We start from the raw sequence: 16,051 nt of genomic DNA, 5'->3' as shown, positions 1-16,051 counted from the left end.
TTTACTTAAGCGGGGCATATTACTTTGTGAGCGCTTTGGCAAGTAGGTGAATGAATATGGTTCCTGAAGTTGTGCTTGCTTCGTCATCTCCAAGAAGAACAGAATTACTGCGCATGTTAGGAATTGCTCATCGAGTAGTAAGTGTACCAGTGAATGAAACCATGATTTTCGGTGATTCGGTCCCTAGCAACGTTTCGCGCCTGGCGCGCGAAAAAGCACTCGCAGTGGCTTCTCGTGTTACGCAGGGTTTGGTAATTGGAGCTGATACGGTTGTTGTTTTTGACAATCAAATTTTTGGTAAACCCACTGACGCCAATGACGCAGTTGACATGTTGCGAAAACTTCAAGGGCATGTGCATGAGGTGTTCTCAGGCGTTGCCGTGATCGATGCAAAGACGTTGATGGCGCGTATGGATTATCGGCGTGTAGAAGTAAAGATGCGCAAGTTGTCTGATGCCGAAATTGTTTCTTATGTAAACACGCGGGAGCCTTTAGATAAGGCAGGTGCCTATGCAATTCAAGGGGTTGGTGCGCGCTTTATTGAGTGGATTTGCGGGGATTATTATGCAGTAGTGGGACTACCTTTAGAACTCACAGCGCATTTGCTAATTGAGAGTGGCTACTCGTTTTAAGGAGAACATCTGGACTGTGGTACTTCTTGCGAGGTAGTGGACATTTGCTGAGGATTGCGAGGCTGATTACATTTGATCGAGCGCCAAAAGCCGGAACGTGGTACACTAATGGCTGAATTGCCTACTGAAGAAAGACCGCGTGAGCGTTTGTTACAGTCTGGCGCGCAAAATCTGTCGACATCCGAATTGCTAGCGATTGTTCTTGGGACGGGACGTCGCGGGGAATCAGCGATTGCGGTTGGAGAACGCGTTTTAAGTCACGTGGGCGGATTGCGGGAGTTACTCGACGTTCAAGTGACAGAACTGCGACAAGTGTCTGGTGTGGGGGCTGCAAAAGCGGCCACTATTCTCGCAGCAATTGAACTAGGTCATAGGTTACATGTGACGGCAGAGGCTTTGCCCCAGAAGATTGCTTCGCCAGAGGACGCTGCTCGATACTTGATGGAAAAGTTGCGCTTTCTTCGTAAGGAACATTTTGTTACCATCCACTTGGATACGAAGCACCAAATCCTCGGGGAAGAGGTGGTTTCGATCGGTTCTTTAAATGCCTCCATCGTGCATCCGCGCGAGATTTTTAAGACGGCCGTTAAACGTAGTGCTGCTGCAATTATTTGTGCGCACAATCATCCGAGTGGGGACCCGACGCCAAGCCAGGAGGATATCGAAGTGACGCGCCGACTCGCTGCTGCGGGAGCTATACTTGGTGTTGAGGTGCTAGATCACATTGTGATTGGTGACAAACGGTTTATAAGTTTGCGTGAAAGAGGTCATTTTGCTGACACTCGTTCTTTACTTGGCTAACTATGTGAAAGGATGTAGGAAAATCGATGTTTGGAAATTTACGTGATATGGGAATCGATCTTGGTACGGCAAATACATTAGTTTATATGAAGGGGCGCGGGATTGTAGTACGCGAACCTTCCGTTGTTGCTCTGCGTACAGATACGGGTGCGATCCGAGCGGTAGGTGAGGAAGCGAAGCGCATGATCGGTCGTACACCTGGTAACATTGTGGCTGTACGTCCGATGAAAGATGGCGTTATTGCTGATTATGATACGACGACGACGATGCTAAAGTATTTTATTCGGCAGGCATTAAAAAAGAAGTCAGTCTTTGCAGGAAAACCACGTGTGATCGTATGTGTTCCTTCTGGAATTACGGCGGTGGAGAATCGTGCAGTTCTCGATGCAACGATTCAAGCAGGTGCGCGCGAAGCAGCGACAATCGAAGAACCTATGGCAGCTGCCATTGGAGCGGGTCTACCTGTCGGTGAACCTACAGGGAGTATGGTTGTTGATATTGGTGGAGGAACGACAGAAGTCGCGATCATCTCACTTGGAGGGATTGTGACCAGTCGCTCGATTCGCATCGCTGGAGATGAGATGGATGAGGCGATTATGAATCACATTAAACGCCACTATAATTTGATGATTGGAGAACGGACTGCAGAAGAATTGAAAATTTCTATAGGTTCAGCACTCGTAACAGAATCAGGTGAAGAAGTGGATATTCGCGGTCGAGATCTGATTACTGGACTCCCTAAAACGGTTACGATCACTGCTGCAGAAATGGCTTCTGCACTCTCTGATACGGTAATGAGTATTTTAGAGGCAGTAAAAGTGACACTTGAGAAATCTCCGCCAGAATTGGCTGCGGATATCATGGATCGAGGAATTGTTCTTACAGGTGGCGGTGCTTTGCTGCGCAACTTGGATAGGCATTTGTCACGCGAAACGGGTATGCCTGTAATTGTTGCGGAGAATCCACTTGATTGTGTTGCTGTAGGAACTGGGAAGGCCCTGGATAGCATCGAAACTTTGCGTAGTGATCGGCGAACGTTTAAACGTAGTCGAGGACGCTAGTTGCGAGACGCGAGGGGAGAGGCGTTTGTGGGAAAGTTTTTGTCGGGTGGGCGCTTGTTTGGCTTGCTGGCGCTGATCATCTTGCTTGTCGTCGTCGCTGGAATGACACTGCGTTCGCGCATCTCACAACTTACATGGCCAGAAAGATGGCTTCATGATTCTGAATCAGTGGTGAGCGGGTGGATTTATGAGCCCGTTTTTCAGATTGACACCTTTTTTCGGCATCTTCGAGATTTGCAAACTCTGTATGAGGAAAATGCTCAATTACAAACGCTTGTGAATCAAGATCAGAGTTTGCGTTCTGAAGTGTATCAGGAGCAACAACAAAATCAAATTCTTAAACAAATGTTGGACTATAAGGGGAAAGTTCCTCAATTCCAACTGATCGCGGGAGAAGTTACAGGCCGCAGTCCGATCTCATGGAATGATGAACTTACGATTTCTGTTGGGACAAGGGCTGGAGTTGTGCATAACGATCCTGTTATCAACCAAAGTGGTCAGTTGATTGGTCGCGTTGTCGCGGTTGCACAGTATAGCAGCACAGTTGAGTTGATCACTTCAACTGCCACATCAGATGGTGTGTCAGCAGCTATTGTAACGTCTGGTGCACCTGCTTATGGCGTGATTCAAGGTTCACGCACACACCCGGGAATGTTGAGTATGCAGTTTATTTCTCAATTGGCGCGAGGGATTAAACCGGGAGATCAGGTAACAACTTCGGGGCTTAGTGATATCTATCCACGTGGTCTTGTGATTGGTACGATTACACAATTCACATCGGATAGTACAGGAATTACACGTTCTGCGATCGTTGCACCAGCAGCAAATATGAGTGCGTTAGAATATGTTTTTGTCGTCTCGCCACAGCCAGGGCAGGTGTTAAAATGAAAAATATTTTGTTTTTCATTGTACTCGTTGTGAGCTTGGTCCTTGACGCGACAGTTTTTCGCATGCCGGGGATTTCAGCATTTGCTCCTAATCTTGTAGTTTTGGGTATTGTAATGGTGGCAATTTTACGTGGTTCGCGCATGGGGATGATTTTTGGTGCGTTGATTGGATTGATGCAGGATGTGAGTTTTGGCCCGTTTTTAGGTCAAACAGCATTTGCCTACGCACTTGTAGGGTATTTAAGCGGGTATTTTCGCAGTTTGGTGATGCGTGAAAGTCTATTGCTCGCTTTGTTATTAAGTGGGGTGAGCGCGGAAGTCTCTACGTGGATTGTATATGGCGTCAGTCGATTGTTTGCTGCGGCTCCAACGAGTTTACACTTGATTTTGCGCGAATCCTCCCGCTCAGCTTTGATGACGATGATTGCGTGTGTCATTTTATATCGGATCTACCGCCTAGTTTTTCTCGTAAAACCCAAGGTGAAATACCATTCCGATTCAGCAGGCGTTTAAATGGATGTTGTAGAGATAAATAATTGTGCTCGGTAAGCTGACTTCTGGGAGAACATGCGGGTAATCTAGAAGCAGAGGATTGCACATGACGGATGAAAAATTTTTATTGCGACAAAAACGCTTTAACATTCTGCAACTAGGTTCTACCTTGGCTCTTGGGCTTCTCATTTTAAAACTAGCCAGCATGGAAATGGTTGGGCATGATCACTATGCTGCGCTTTCTACGCGCAATCGTGTGGATACGTTTCCGACGCCAGCGCCGCGTGGAACTATTTTCGATCGAAATCATCATGTTCTCGTCTATGATCAACCTGTTTTTAGTTTGGTTTATGCACGCAATGGGCGTGAGGCGGCGCCCATTGCACAAAAGCTAGCACCGATTTTGGGAATATCCCAACAAGTGTTGATCTCGCGCATGACAGGTTATGATTCAGGAAGTGTGCATACATTACTTGCGACACATATTCCAGAAAAAGCGATCGCTTATGTGGGCGAACATCAATCGGAATTGCCGGGCATTCGGATAATTCCTGACTCTGTTCGCGTGTATCCGCAAGGGGATTTAGCTTGTCACATTCTTGGTTACATTAACTCGATTCCAGAGCAAAAACGTGATCAATATGTTCTTCAAAATGGGTTTCCCCCTTCTGCAAAAGTTGGGTGGAGTGGCGTTGAACTTAGTTATGATCGCGCATTGCGCGGACAACCAGGGCGAATTTGCGTAGAGGTCAACAGTGAAGGGGTACCAGAGCGCACATTGCCTGACTCGCGGTTGCCAAAGCGCGGGGCTGATCTTACGTTGACGATTGATGCAGAATATCAGCGTGACGTGCAGCAACTGCTTGCACGTCAAGTCGAGGACTTGCATAGGCATGGACATAAAGATGTCTCACATGCTATGGCTGTTGCACTTGACCCGAATACTGGAGCTGTTCTCGCCCTTGCGAGTGTACCTACCTATCATCCAGAGTGGTTTGTAAGTGGAATGTCTTATCGAACTTATACCAATCAATTTGCTCCCGCTGAACGCAACTGGTCCACTCAAGCGGCTGTGGCGCCGGGATCTACACTAAAGCCCTTGACCGGATTATTCGGTCTTATGCAACACGTGATTACTCCAACACGTTCGATCGATTGTAGTGGTGGGTTGCGAATTCCAGCGACGAATGGCACAGTCATTCGCTGTTGGACGCGGCATGGGAAGGTGACCTTAGCTACCGCACTTGCCGAATCTTGTGATGTGTACTTTTATCAGGCGAGTTTAGACTATGGCCACTGGCCCCCGCCGCATGATCGGCAGATCCCCTTTTGGTTACATCGCACACGCCTGGAAACATTGCACAAACTAGAACAATTGCAGCGTGCATTTGGCCTTGGCAGGGAGACGGGGATCGATCTGCCAGATGCAAATACGGGATACGTAAATGAAGGGTCTGGACAGGTTACAGATTTACCTTATACCGCCATCGGCCAAAACGAGGTGTTTACCCCACTGGAACTAGCTGTCTATGCCTCTACTTTAGCCACTGGTGGAGTGCGTGTAACGCCGTATGTCGTGCAATCGATTGCTTTTCACAATACGCATCCTAAGCCTGTGCGCAATTTTGACGCGCTGCGCTTAGGGCTTCGCCCAGAGGATATGGCAGTCGTCAAATGGGGAATGTACTTGACGTGTAATGCACCCAATGGAACGGCATATTCCACGTTTCATGGCAAACACCCCGCTTCTTATGTTGCCGCGGGGAAAACGGGAACTGCTGAAACGGGAATTGTAGGCTTTGATAATTCTGTTTTTATCGGCTATGCACCATTTGATCATCCGAAAATTGCCGTCGCTGTTGTTATCCCAGGTGGAGGTCATGGAGCTGATTCTTCAGTTCCGATCGCGCGTGCAATGTTTGATCGATTCTTTGCACATGCGAGCAGGAAAATGCCACCGCTGCGTTGAAATTATCTTTTTGGAACCTTAAGCAATGGGAGGCCGGTCATGACAAAGTCGGCGAAGTCGATCTCTTCAATTGGATCGCGAGAACTCGTGACAATCAAAGGGATCCGTAGCGGATTGCTGTTTGTGCTTGCCGACGATGCGCTTTTTGCGGATGTCGTTGAAGAACTAAAGCAAAAGCTCACTGGCAGCCATCAGCATTTGCTGTCTGGTGCGACAGTAAACGTTTATATTGAATGCGGGATGCGTGAGCTTTCGAGTGAAGAACAAGAAATTTTGCGAGAAGTATTTGCTACACACGAAAACCTCGTCTTAGATGGATTTGATGGCCCGCCACCGATGCGTGAGATGGGCGTGAAAGCACCGTACGTCTTTAAAGGCACACTTCGGTCGGGGCAATTGATTGAACACGATGGAGATGTGATTGTCATAGGGGATGTAAATCCGGGAGCACAAATTATTGCTTCTGGAGACATTTTCGTCATGGGGCATTTGCGCGGATCTGCACATGCTGGAGCAGCGGGAGATGTCCGTGCTGTAGTTGCTGCGGCATATTTTGAACCACTGCAGGTGCGGATTGCACAAGTTGTGCGCCGTTCACCAGAGGCATACGATCGCCCAGCAGAGATGGAGTTTGCTTATTTAGAGGGCGAACAAATGGCGGTTGAGAAAATGGCGGTCTTTACGTATCATCGTCAGCGCAGGAATCGATCTCGCGCTGTGATATAAGGGGGAAATGGCATGGGAGAAGCGATCGTGGTCACATCTGGAAAAGGTGGCGTCGGCAAGACGACTTCCTCCGCCAATATCGGAACTGCGCTTGCATTGCTAGGGAAAAAAGTGTGCTTGGTGGATACTGATATTGGATTGCGCAATCTTGATGTGGTGATGGGACTTGAAAATCGCATCATTTTTGACATTGTCGACGTCGCGACAGGGAATTGTCGAGTCGAACAGGCGTTGATTAAGGATAAGCGTTTTGAACACCTCTTTTTACTCGCTGCGGCACAAACAAAAGATAAACTCGCTTTAAGTGTCGATAGTATGCAGATGATTGTTCGCAAACTTAAATCTCAATTCGATTATATTATTATTGATTGTCCGGCAGGGATTGAACACGGATTTCGCGTCGCGATTACGGGTGCTGATCAAGCGATTGTCGTAACAACGCCGGAGCAAGCGGCAGTGCGCGATGCGGACCGTGTAATAGGGTTATTAGAAGCAGAGAAGTTACCTCCTGCAAAATTGATTATTAATCGCATTCGCCCTCATATGGTTAAAAATGGAGACATGCTTGACATTGATGATATTATCGGAATTTTGTCGATCGATCTTCTTGGCATCGTCCCAGATGATGAGTTGGTGATTAAAGGAGCAAACCAAGGCGAACCGATCGTGGTTAAGCCAGATTCGAAAGCTTCACTTGCCTACCGCAATATAGCTCGACGCATCTTAGGAGATGCAGTGCCTTTATTAAGTTTGCAAGAAGAAGATGGATTTTTTAAACGGATGCGCAAATTGATTGGCTTGCGCTAGGCCGCATATTCCTTGCTCTTATCTCATAATGTTAGATGGACGGGTTGTCCCTAGCATCGTGAAGATGGGAGGAGGGGAGATTTTGATCAAGCGACAGGATGTACGGCCCGAATATTCGACAGGTCCTGATGATGATCTTTATGGATCACCGCGTTCGTGGAGTGGAGCACAGTGGGAAGAGAGCAAAGAGGAGACGGATCCAGAAATTCGAATGACACAAACCGGATTCGAGTCTACCCTCTTTCCGCGTGAAGAGAAGGTGCCAAGCTTTGAGACAGGGATGTATCGCGATCGGACGTATAGTGAATTGCGCAAATCACTTCCGAGGCATCGCAAGACCTCACTCCTTGATCGGCGAGAACAGGGGCAGGGTCTTTCGGCGTGGACGCTGCAAGCGATTGCGGCACTTTTTCTAATTGGTGCTTCATTTTTTATGTTTCATAGCACTCGTCCACTCGCCATGCAATTGCAACGCGATATACGCTCAGCTTTTTCAAACGATGATTTGAGTGTCTTATTGCCAAAACAGATTGCTTATGCGTTGGGAACAAATCTGCCTTCTTCGGAGCCTGCTGTGGCTGTCAGTGTATCAGCGATGCAAATGGTGATTCCACTGAAAGGGACCATTGTTCGTCCATACTCTTTGATTTCACCAGACCTCGTGATTGAGGGACGTCCAGGTGCAGAAGTGGTCGCAGCTACTGACGGCCTGGTGACTGCTGTCGCTGAGAGTCAAGCAAATGGAAAATATATCATGATTGATCATGGCGCATTTGGTCAGACTTTTTATGCGCATCTAGGACAAATCACTGTGCATACAAATGAATATGTGGTGGCGGGACAAGGGATTGGATATTTGCCAAAAGATCAACGAGAATTAGTTTTTGGTTATATTCGAGGCAACGCCTATCACAACCCAACTACATTTTTTGGTGAAGCAAAATGAGAATTTGGGGGATTAAGTTTAAGGTAAATTTGTTGTTTCTGGCCGTCATCGCGATTGCGGTTTACGGCCATTATTTTACACAAATTGCCTTGTTGTTTACGATTGTGCTTCTTCATGAAATTGCGCACGTTGTTGCTGCTCGCGTATACGGATATCGTGTAGAGTCTATCGAATTGCTGCCATTTGGCGGAGTGGCAAAATTAGCATCGAGTGAATTAGGATGGAATGCTAAGCATGAGACTTTGATTGCTATTTGTGGTCCACTCATGAATTTACTTTTAAGTTTGTTAGCAGAATGTTTGTATTTGTTGCACTTGATCTCGGCGAATGACGCGACAAATTTTGTCTCCATGAATATGACAATTGCCATCTTTAACTTACTTCCCGCACTACCTTTAGATGGGGGAAGAATTGCGCGTGCTGCTCTTGCTGTGCATTATGGATATGAATGGTCAACGAGGTTGGTGACGCGATTGGCTTATTACCTATCAGCTGCACTCATGATTCTAGGACTGTTGTCTTTGTGGTTAGGCTATGCGGATCTTGGATTACTGGCGCTAGGCGTATTTTTATTATTTTCTGCATTTACTTTAAGTAAGCAATCACGTTATGATACACTTCGTTTTCTCGATTCCAAACGCAAGATGAAAAAGCGTGCAGCAGAACCATTGCGTGCGCTAGTAGTAGATCCCGAAATGGCCATTGGTGATGTGGCTGTACAATTTGCTCCAGGCACGTATCATGTCGTCTATATCAGGGATGAGAGGTTATATGATGATAGACGTGGCGTATTTGCAAAAACATTGAATGAGGAACAAATTTTATCCGCGATTTTTGAACGTGGATTATGGCGAGAACCTATTTTTCAATTGCTTTCATGACACTTTATGTGGTATCCTTTTTCAGTGGTGTGTAGCTTTGGTTTTATAACCGCTTGCGATAGGCGATATCAATTGGAGGAGTAGATCCAAGCCTGCAGCAGCGAGTCTCATTTATGGAGGTGCGCGTGATGTACGCGATTGTTGAAACGGGTGGAAAGCAGTATAAGGTTTCTGAAGGTATGGTTTTATACGTTGAAAAGTTGGATCATGCTGTAGGTGATACTGTAACTTTGGATAAGGTTTTTCTACTGGAAACCGAGGGTCAAGTTAAGATTGGAACCCCTTATATTGCGGGAGCAAGTGTGACCGCTACAGTCCTTGAGCAAGGAAAGGCGAAGAAGATTATCGTATATAAGTACAAGTCAAAGAAGAACTATCGCCGCAAACAGGGACATCGACAGCCTTATACGAAGGTTCAAGTTAACGCAATTCAAGCGTAATTTCTATGATTGTAGCACAAATTTTTGAATCCAAGACAGGGCAAATTGAGCGATTTTATGTAACGGGCCATGCAGGATCAGATGAATATGGACGGGATTTAGTATGTGCAGCCGTATCTGCATTAACAATTAATTTTGTCAATAGTGTCGAGGAACTGTGTTATTTAAAACTGCGTAGTGACGTCAGAGAAGGCTACTACGATGTTGAAGTTCCTGAATCGGCTGATGTGCAATTGTTGGCGAAAAGTCTTGCTAGTGGGCTAAGTGGTATTGCGAAAGAATATGGGATGTATATTCAAATAAAAAGAATTCGTAAAGAGTAAGTCGACGTTAAAGGAGGCATTACGATGTTACAATTTAATTTACAATTGTTTGCTCATAAAAAAGGAGTTTCATCGACGCGAAATGGCCGCGACAGTCATGCGAAGCGGTTAGGGGTAAAGCGTGCCGATGGGCAAGTAGTGACAGGTGGTAGCATTCTCGTGCGTCAACGGGGTACGCGGATTTATCCAGGGTTGAATGTGGGAATTGGTAGCGACGACACGCTTTTTGCTAAAGTTTCCGGACGGGTAAAGTTTGAGCGTTGGGGACGGGATCGCAAACGCGTAAGCGTGTATCCGGTTGCTGAGAAAGTGACAGCTGAAACGGTGAATGCGTAAGTTTAGCAAATGCAGACGGTTGAGACGACCCAGTTGCCTTGTCGCGACTGGGTTTTCTCTTCCTCATTAGGTTCTTATTACACCTATAGAGTATGGATAAAGGAAGATGGTGAAATCGTGTTCGTTGATGTGGCAAAAATCGAAGTAAAAGCAGGCGACGGTGGAAATGGAATGGTTGCTTATCGGCGAGAGAAATATGTTCCGATGGGTGGACCGGCAGGTGGTGATGGTGGACGTGGCGGTGACGTTGTATTTATCGTGGACCCGGGTTTGCGCACTTTGATGGATTTTCGGTACCAACGACATTTTCGAGCAAAAGCTGGAGAAAATGGTCGACCCAAGAATCAACATGGAGCAAATGCCGAAGATCTTTTAGTCAAAGTACCACCGGGCACAGTTGTGCGCGATGCACAGACTCAGGATTTAATCGCAGATTTAACTGAAATTGGTCAGCGGGCGGTAATTGCTAAGGGCGGGCGTGGTGGACGAGGCAATGTACGCTTTGCTACAGCTAAAAACAAGGCTCCTGATATGGCAGAACGCGGGGAGCCAGGTGAAGTAAAAGAGGTTTTATTGGAACTGCGTTTGATCGCGGATGCGGGACTCGTTGGATTCCCGAGTGTTGGAAAATCTACGCTTCTCTCTGTCGTAAGTGCTGCTCGTCCGAAAATTGCATCGTATCACTTTACTACGTTGTCACCGCATCTAGGGGTTGTTTCACTTGGGGATGAGCGGTCGTTTGTATTGGCAGATTTGCCCGGTTTGATTGAAGGTGCACATGAAGGACAGGGTCTTGGGCATGAATTTTTGCGACATGTAGAGCGAACAAAAGTACTTGTGCATGTCGTTGATATGGCGGCAACGGAAGATAGAGATCCCGTCTCTGATTACTATGCAATCCTTCATGAACTGAAAGAGTACAATCCATTATTAGTAGAGCGTAAACAAGTTGTGGTTGCGAATAAAATGGATCTTCCCGGAGCGCAGGAACATCTTGTTCTTTTTCAACAAAAAGTAAAGGATGTAGAGATCTATCCTATTTCTGCGATTACACGAGATGGGATTGACGTTTTGATGCATCGCATTGCCGAATTGCTAGATCAGATACAGGTGGAAGAGTCAAATAAAATGGATTTTGCTGAGGCAGAAGTGGTTTATCGAGCACGCGGACCTCGTTTAACCTTTACCATTGATCGTGATGGAAATGTGTTTGTTGTCGAAAGTGCGGAACTTGATAAACTAGTAGCAATGACAAATTTTGACCAATATGATGCAGTCAAACGTTTTCAAACGATACTGCGCCGTTCTGGTGTTGATGATGCTTTACGTGCTGCAGGGGCGAAAGATGGCGATGTGATTCGTGTCGGGGATATGGAATTTGACTTTGTGGAGTGAGGGGAATGGGTGTGTATAAAGGGAATCAAGGTGTGACACGCGATTTTGTCGCTACAGGCATCGTTGTGGATGGAGATCGTGTGTTGCTTTTGTTTCATCACAAATTGAGGCGCTGGCTACCACCTGGAGGTCATATTGAAGCACCAGAGTTGCCAGAAGATGCGGCGATCAGAGAAGTATTTGAAGAAACCGGCCTTGTGGTTGAAATTCTCGCGGAGCATGAGCCAGCTGGTTTTGAACATGCGCTTGCACGTCCTGCGGGAATTCAGTTAGAAGACATTGAACCTGGGCATCAACACATTGACTTAATTTATTTTGCGCGTCCTATCGGCAACAAGGAACCAAAGCGCAATGCGGAATCGGACGCGATCGGATGGTTTACCCTTGAGGAAATGAGAGCCATGGAGGTTACTGAGGAGGTCATAGCGTGGGGGGCAAAGGCGATTGGGGCAGTTTCCAAAATGACTGGTGCCTGATCATTCCTTTCAATGTTCTTGAACAGATACGTGCGCATGTAACACAGCGACTTCCATTTGAAAGTGGTGGATTATTGTTTGGACATCGTCGCGCGTTTGAATTAGTTGTCGAGACATTTTTGCCCGTGGAATCAGCACTACCTTCGCGCACTCATTATGTAGGACGCGCTGCAGATGCTGTCAGAGCTATCTTAAAAGCTGAACGAACTGGTCAGCCTGTGATTGGCACTGTTCACAGTCATCCTGAAGGTAGTGGGGATCCGTCACATTTTGATTTAGAAAGAGCATACGGGTACAAGGATATTTGTCATTTGATTGCTTTTCGTTCCCAAGGGGAACTTTCTTTTTCTGTATTTCGTTATGAGGTTGGATTAGAAAATAAAACGAATCTTCGCTACGAGCAGATCGAGTGGAAAATTGTCTAGTCAATTAAAGACTTTTAGCCTTAACAGTAGTTAAAATTGCGCGTGCGAACGACGTAGCAGAAGCAACTACACTTGAAGGTGGTACAATGGGTGTAGCAAGGTATGGCAGTTAGTGCAGTAGTGGCATCTGCGCCCGAAATTACTGTCGGAGCTGGTTTAGGTGGTGCTACTGCATATGTACTCCACTATCAGAGACTGCGATAGCAATCGCTTTATTCTGAATGTTCAAAACTAACAAACTTTTTGATCGTGTTCAATTTAGCCGGCTCTTTTCGTTTTGTGGCTCTACACTGGCTTCACAGTCACAGTGTAATCCACGTGATCACGAAACGGGGCCGGCCTCGTTCATTATGACTACTCGATTGATAAAGAGCTTATAAGAGTACAAAAAAGTGATAGAACTATCCAATTTTTAATCCGATTAAGAGCATAGAAAACAGGAGACTTGCTGCTTATTGCGAACAGACCCTGTAGAACTGAATTTGGAGGGATGTATGTGAGTACAGGGGAATACGTCGATGAATTAATTGCGTTGGCTATTCGGCTGCAGGCGTCTGATATTCATTTTGATCCTTTTGAAGAGCGATTTTTAGTTCGCTTGCGGATACATGGGCGTCTAGTAGACATTGATCAAATTTCCGGTTATGAGAAATGGATTCATCGCCAAGCGGTAACCCGCTTGAAGGTGTTAGCTAAGTTGTCTTTAGTTGAAACCAGACGGCCGCAAGATGGATATTTGCACATGAAGGGGAATTTTGGTAGTTGTGATCTGCGCATATCTACACTTCCTACCATACAGGGAGAGCGTGCAGTGGTACGTCTTATCCCTGGGGAGGTTCCTGATCAAACGTATGTTGCACTTGGTATGACACCTCTGCAGGCAGCTCAGTTGCAGTCAGTTGTCAATGAGAACGCTGGGATGATTGTCGTCACAGGACGCGTCGGCGTTGGTAAGAGTACCACTTTACATGCAGTGCTGGCGGATCGATCGAATTGCGGGAATTCCATATTAACAATAGAAGATCCTGTGGAACGACGAGTGTCGGGTTATCAGCAAGTAGAGGTCGACGAACGAATTGGACTTACTTTTGCACAAGGATTACGTGCAGCTCTTCGGCAAGATCCAGATGTACTGATGGTAGGAGAGATTCGCGATGAGGCGACTGCAAAAATTGCTGTACGTGCTGCTCTTACAGGTCATTTGTTGCTTAGCACGATGCACGCTGAACTGGGTCCGCAAGTTGTCTATCGACTCATAGAATTTGGCATTCCGATCGAATATATTCGTCAAGTCTTAAAGTTAGTTATTTGGCAGACATTGCATCCTATAGATTGTACGATTTGTGCTGGAGCGGGATGTTCTGCTTGTAAAACACTGGGTGTGACAGGGCGCAAAGCTGAATTTTCTCTCTTCCCATCGGAATCTATTGCAGATTTTCTCTGCCAGCCTATTTCTCACGATGTGTTTAAGACGCCATATACCCATGAGTTTTCAGAAATTGGAGGTCACGCTGATGCAAAAGAGCGTTCGCACGTCTCTCGAGATCGAGAACTTACTCGTTGATTTAAGTGATTTGTTGCGATCTGGAGTTGATCTCGAATTTGCGCTTTTTGTGATTTCCGAACAAAAATTAAGCTATGCAACAGATGCACATCTGTTGAGGCAGAGTGTGCGCATAGGGGAAACATTGTCCCAAGCCCTAACTGCCATTCACTATCCAATGCGAATCATTAGTTTTGTGCGTATCGCAGAGTTGTCTGGTGAACTTGATCGCGCATTGTTACGCTTGTGTGAACATCTTTTGCAGCAACGAACGCGTAGAGAGCGAACCATCAAAATGCTAATGTACCCGATTGTACTTATTATTCTGTCGATCCTTGTTGTGTATGGGTTGGCTGCAATCGTGATGCCCAATTTTGAGCAAATGTATGGCTCGATGCATTTGAAATTGACATACAGTACCTCCTTGACATTTTATTTGGCACATTTGATGGTACTTTCATTACCTCCTTTTATTTTGTTAGTCATATTGTTTGCCGGAACTGCGTTCTTTTTCCCCAGGCTAATGAAGCGGATTTTCTTTCCGTTATTGTTGTCTTTTCCACTCCTTCGCTCTTTCATACAGATTTTAAAAGGGAGAGAGGTCATGGAAGTAATCGCATTGTTGTTGTCTTCGGGAATTGATTTGCTATCTGTGATACACGTACTTGTGGAACTCGATTTAGCACATCTTCGAACGGATTGGCTCGAACTTATCGCCGGACTTGAGAGCGGGAAGACTTTTGCGCAAGGATTATCTGAAATTTCATTGCTTCCAAGTTTCCTAAGTGAAATGATCGCACTCGCAGAGAACACGGGTGAATTAGATCGTACAGCTCAACGCGCCTTCTTGCACTTAGAACGGATGATTGATCGCTCATTTGAGCGCTTTATTCGAGTTGCAGAACCAAGTTTAACAATCTTCGTTGGACTTCTCGTGGGGGGAGCCACATTATTTTTGACGTTGCCTATGTTTTCTTTGATCAGACAACTGTCTTAAGGGGGAGATTATGTGAATAGGAAAAAGGATAAACGCAGCATGGCGAGTAAGCAGTTTATGAGCGATGATGGGTTCACATTAATTGAAATGGTGATTGCATTATTTATCACTGGGGTGATGATGGCGATTGCCTTGCCCAATTTGCAGGCAGCGGGAGTAAAGGCGACTCAGTTAGCTACAGCTGGAGATGAAAAAATGATCGAAGCTGCGCTTACGCAGTATTATCTTAATTACCATCAATTCCCGACTGAAACAACAACGCAAGCAGACTTGTTAGATTTAAAGAATGCCGGGTATTTAGACAGCGTTCCCACGTGCCCTACGGGAGGTAATTTTGTTATTACCCTCTCTCCGGATGGGACGACGGCAAGTGTTACTACAACGTCTTAGTTCATGGCTTTAAAGTATATCTGTTAGGTAAGTTTTTGTATCAAATAGGAGGATTCTCACATGACTGATGATTTTGGATATTCACTCCTAGAGATCTTGATTGGACTTATGATCTTTGCCATGTTGTCAGCCCTTGTTTTGCCTAATGTTACGGCTTTGCTTGACTCAGCTAATTTACATCAGACAGCACTGCAAGTACTTTCAGATTTGCGCATGCAACAATTGCGGGCAGAAGAATTCCAGGCGTATCAAGAGGTGCGTTTTGCTCCTTTTGCTCCCTATTATTTTCTCTATGGCAATAGCGGACGTTTTGAGAAATACCAACCGTTTAGTTGGCCGACGGATTATTATGATGGATATCTGCATCTTCCTAACCCAACCGTTCGATTTGACGATTTAGGCAATGTGAGTGAGAGCGGACAAATTGCTTTTACTGATCCTCTCGGAGGCGTACAAAATATCGTGTTGTATTTACAATATGGGGATATGAGGATGACGACACACATGTTGCTTGGAAAATGATT

Annotated in this window: 20 protein-coding genes; all 20 read left to right on the top strand. The window is 45.9% G+C overall.

Annotated features, from left to right (window positions below; genetic code table 11):
- Window positions 1-50: 50 nt before the first annotated feature.
- The 20 genes from BM613_RS01695 (at window position 51) to BM613_RS01600 (ending at window position 16,049) form a co-directional block, all read left to right on the top strand.
- A complete protein-coding gene (locus BM613_RS01695; RefSeq protein ID WP_109429421.1) occupies window positions 51-632 on the top strand; it encodes a Maf family protein in 582 nt (193 codons plus the stop codon).
- Window positions 633-740: 108 nt separating this feature from the next.
- On the top strand, window positions 741-1,433 hold the full coding sequence (gene radC / locus BM613_RS01690; RefSeq protein ID WP_109429602.1) for a RadC family protein: 693 nt from the start codon (window positions 741-743) through the stop codon (window positions 1,431-1,433).
- Between the two features lie 26 nt (window positions 1,434-1,459).
- Window positions 1,460-2,494, top strand: a complete 1,035-nt coding sequence (locus tag BM613_RS01685; protein WP_109429420.1) for a rod shape-determining protein — start codon at window positions 1,460-1,462, stop codon at window positions 2,492-2,494.
- A 27-nt stretch (window positions 2,495-2,521) separates the two neighbouring features.
- Complete coding sequence (gene mreC / locus BM613_RS01680) at window positions 2,522-3,382, top strand: rod shape-determining protein MreC (RefSeq protein WP_109429419.1); 861 nt, start codon at window positions 2,522-2,524, stop codon at window positions 3,380-3,382.
- Window positions 3,379-3,894 carry a rod shape-determining protein MreD gene (gene mreD / locus BM613_RS01675; protein WP_109429418.1) on the top strand — a complete coding sequence of 172 codons (516 nt, stop codon included), beginning with the start codon at window positions 3,379-3,381 and terminating at the stop codon, window positions 3,892-3,894. The genes mreC and mreD overlap by 4 nt, the downstream gene beginning before the upstream one ends.
- Before the next feature lie 85 nt (window positions 3,895-3,979).
- The gene (locus tag BM613_RS01670) at window positions 3,980-5,842 is read left to right on the top strand and encodes a peptidoglycan D,D-transpeptidase FtsI family protein (protein WP_109429417.1); all 1,863 of its coding nucleotides are present in this window, start codon (window positions 3,980-3,982) and stop codon (window positions 5,840-5,842) included.
- Between the two features lie 39 nt (window positions 5,843-5,881).
- Window positions 5,882-6,568: a septum site-determining protein MinC gene (gene minC, locus BM613_RS01665; protein WP_109429416.1), complete on the top strand. Its 687-nt coding sequence runs from the start codon at window positions 5,882-5,884 to the stop codon at window positions 6,566-6,568.
- Window positions 6,569-6,580: 12 nt separating this feature from the next.
- Complete coding sequence (gene minD / locus BM613_RS01660) at window positions 6,581-7,375, top strand: septum site-determining protein MinD (RefSeq protein ID WP_109429415.1); 795 nt, start codon at window positions 6,581-6,583, stop codon at window positions 7,373-7,375.
- An 82-nt stretch (window positions 7,376-7,457) separates the two neighbouring features.
- Window positions 7,458-8,321: a M23 family metallopeptidase gene (locus BM613_RS01655; protein WP_181362822.1), complete on the top strand. Its 864-nt coding sequence runs from the start codon at window positions 7,458-7,460 to the stop codon at window positions 8,319-8,321.
- Complete coding sequence (locus tag BM613_RS01650) at window positions 8,318-9,202, top strand: M50 family metallopeptidase (RefSeq protein WP_109429413.1); 885 nt, start codon at window positions 8,318-8,320, stop codon at window positions 9,200-9,202. The genes BM613_RS01655 and BM613_RS01650 overlap by 4 nt, the downstream gene beginning before the upstream one ends.
- A gap of 128 nt (window positions 9,203-9,330) precedes the next feature.
- The gene (gene rplU, locus BM613_RS01645; RefSeq protein ID WP_109429412.1) at window positions 9,331-9,642 is read left to right on the top strand and encodes a 50S ribosomal protein L21; all 312 of its coding nucleotides are present in this window, start codon (window positions 9,331-9,333) and stop codon (window positions 9,640-9,642) included.
- A 5-nt stretch (window positions 9,643-9,647) separates the two neighbouring features.
- Window positions 9,648-9,965: a ribosomal-processing cysteine protease Prp gene (locus BM613_RS01640; protein WP_109429411.1), complete on the top strand. Its 318-nt coding sequence runs from the start codon at window positions 9,648-9,650 to the stop codon at window positions 9,963-9,965.
- Between the two features lie 24 nt (window positions 9,966-9,989).
- On the top strand, window positions 9,990-10,301 hold the full coding sequence (gene rpmA, locus BM613_RS01635; RefSeq protein ID WP_109429410.1) for a 50S ribosomal protein L27: 312 nt from the start codon (window positions 9,990-9,992) through the stop codon (window positions 10,299-10,301).
- A gap of 117 nt (window positions 10,302-10,418) precedes the next feature.
- A complete protein-coding gene (gene obgE / locus BM613_RS01630) occupies window positions 10,419-11,696 on the top strand; it encodes a GTPase ObgE (protein ID WP_109429409.1) in 1,278 nt (425 codons plus the stop codon).
- A gap of 5 nt (window positions 11,697-11,701) precedes the next feature.
- Window positions 11,702-12,172: an NUDIX hydrolase gene (locus BM613_RS01625; RefSeq protein ID WP_109429408.1), complete on the top strand. Its 471-nt coding sequence runs from the start codon at window positions 11,702-11,704 to the stop codon at window positions 12,170-12,172.
- Window positions 12,124-12,597 carry a M67 family metallopeptidase gene (locus tag BM613_RS01620; RefSeq protein WP_109429407.1) on the top strand — a complete coding sequence of 158 codons (474 nt, stop codon included), beginning with the start codon at window positions 12,124-12,126 and terminating at the stop codon, window positions 12,595-12,597. Before BM613_RS01625 ends, BM613_RS01620 begins: the two co-directional genes overlap by 49 nt.
- A gap of 496 nt (window positions 12,598-13,093) precedes the next feature.
- Window positions 13,094-14,161, top strand: coding sequence for a GspE/PulE family protein (locus BM613_RS01615; protein WP_181362821.1), 1,068 nt, complete (start codon window positions 13,094-13,096; stop codon window positions 14,159-14,161).
- Window positions 14,112-15,137, top strand: a complete 1,026-nt coding sequence (locus BM613_RS01610) for a type II secretion system F family protein (RefSeq protein WP_181362820.1) — start codon at window positions 14,112-14,114, stop codon at window positions 15,135-15,137. The genes BM613_RS01615 and BM613_RS01610 overlap by 50 nt, the downstream gene beginning before the upstream one ends.
- Before the next feature lie 12 nt (window positions 15,138-15,149).
- Window positions 15,150-15,527, top strand: a complete 378-nt coding sequence (locus BM613_RS01605) for a competence type IV pilus major pilin ComGC (RefSeq protein WP_109429404.1) — start codon at window positions 15,150-15,152, stop codon at window positions 15,525-15,527.
- Window positions 15,528-15,587: 60 nt separating this feature from the next.
- Window positions 15,588-16,049: a pilus assembly FimT family protein gene (locus BM613_RS01600; RefSeq protein ID WP_109429403.1), complete on the top strand. Its 462-nt coding sequence runs from the start codon at window positions 15,588-15,590 to the stop codon at window positions 16,047-16,049.
- The last annotated feature ends 2 nt before the right edge of the window (window positions 16,050-16,051 follow it).

It is taken from the genome of Sulfoacidibacillus thermotolerans, from assembly GCF_003144315.1.
Lineage (GTDB): Bacteria > Bacillota > Bacilli > Alicyclobacillales > SLC66 > Sulfoacidibacillus > Sulfoacidibacillus thermotolerans.
The sequence above is the reverse complement of the archived record's forward strand: the minus strand, read 5'-3'. Positions and strand labels throughout refer to the sequence as shown.

Coding starts and splice junctions, on each gene's coding strand:
- BM613_RS01695 (WP_109429421.1), top strand. CDS start 51: ATGAATATGGTTCCTGAAGTTGTGCTTGCTTCGTCATCTCCAAGAAGA.
- radC (WP_109429602.1), top strand. CDS start 741: ATGGCTGAATTGCCTACTGAAGAAAGACCGCGTGAGCGTTTGTTACAG.
- BM613_RS01685 (WP_109429420.1), top strand. CDS start 1,460: ATGTTTGGAAATTTACGTGATATGGGAATCGATCTTGGTACGGCAAAT.
- mreD (WP_109429418.1), top strand. CDS start 3,379: ATGAAAAATATTTTGTTTTTCATTGTACTCGTTGTGAGCTTGGTCCTT.
- BM613_RS01670 (WP_109429417.1), top strand. CDS start 3,980: ATGACGGATGAAAAATTTTTATTGCGACAAAAACGCTTTAACATTCTG.
- minC (WP_109429416.1), top strand. CDS start 5,882: ATGACAAAGTCGGCGAAGTCGATCTCTTCAATTGGATCGCGAGAACTC.
- minD (WP_109429415.1), top strand. CDS start 6,581: ATGGGAGAAGCGATCGTGGTCACATCTGGAAAAGGTGGCGTCGGCAAG.
- BM613_RS01650 (WP_109429413.1), top strand. CDS start 8,318: ATGAGAATTTGGGGGATTAAGTTTAAGGTAAATTTGTTGTTTCTGGCC.
- rplU (WP_109429412.1), top strand. CDS start 9,331: ATGTACGCGATTGTTGAAACGGGTGGAAAGCAGTATAAGGTTTCTGAA.
- BM613_RS01640 (WP_109429411.1), top strand. CDS start 9,648: ATGATTGTAGCACAAATTTTTGAATCCAAGACAGGGCAAATTGAGCGA.
- rpmA (WP_109429410.1), top strand. CDS start 9,990: ATGTTACAATTTAATTTACAATTGTTTGCTCATAAAAAAGGAGTTTCA.
- BM613_RS01625 (WP_109429408.1), top strand. CDS start 11,702: ATGGGTGTGTATAAAGGGAATCAAGGTGTGACACGCGATTTTGTCGCT.
- BM613_RS01610 (WP_181362820.1), top strand. CDS start 14,112: ATGCAAAAGAGCGTTCGCACGTCTCTCGAGATCGAGAACTTACTCGTT.
- BM613_RS01600 (WP_109429403.1), top strand. CDS start 15,588: ATGACTGATGATTTTGGATATTCACTCCTAGAGATCTTGATTGGACTT.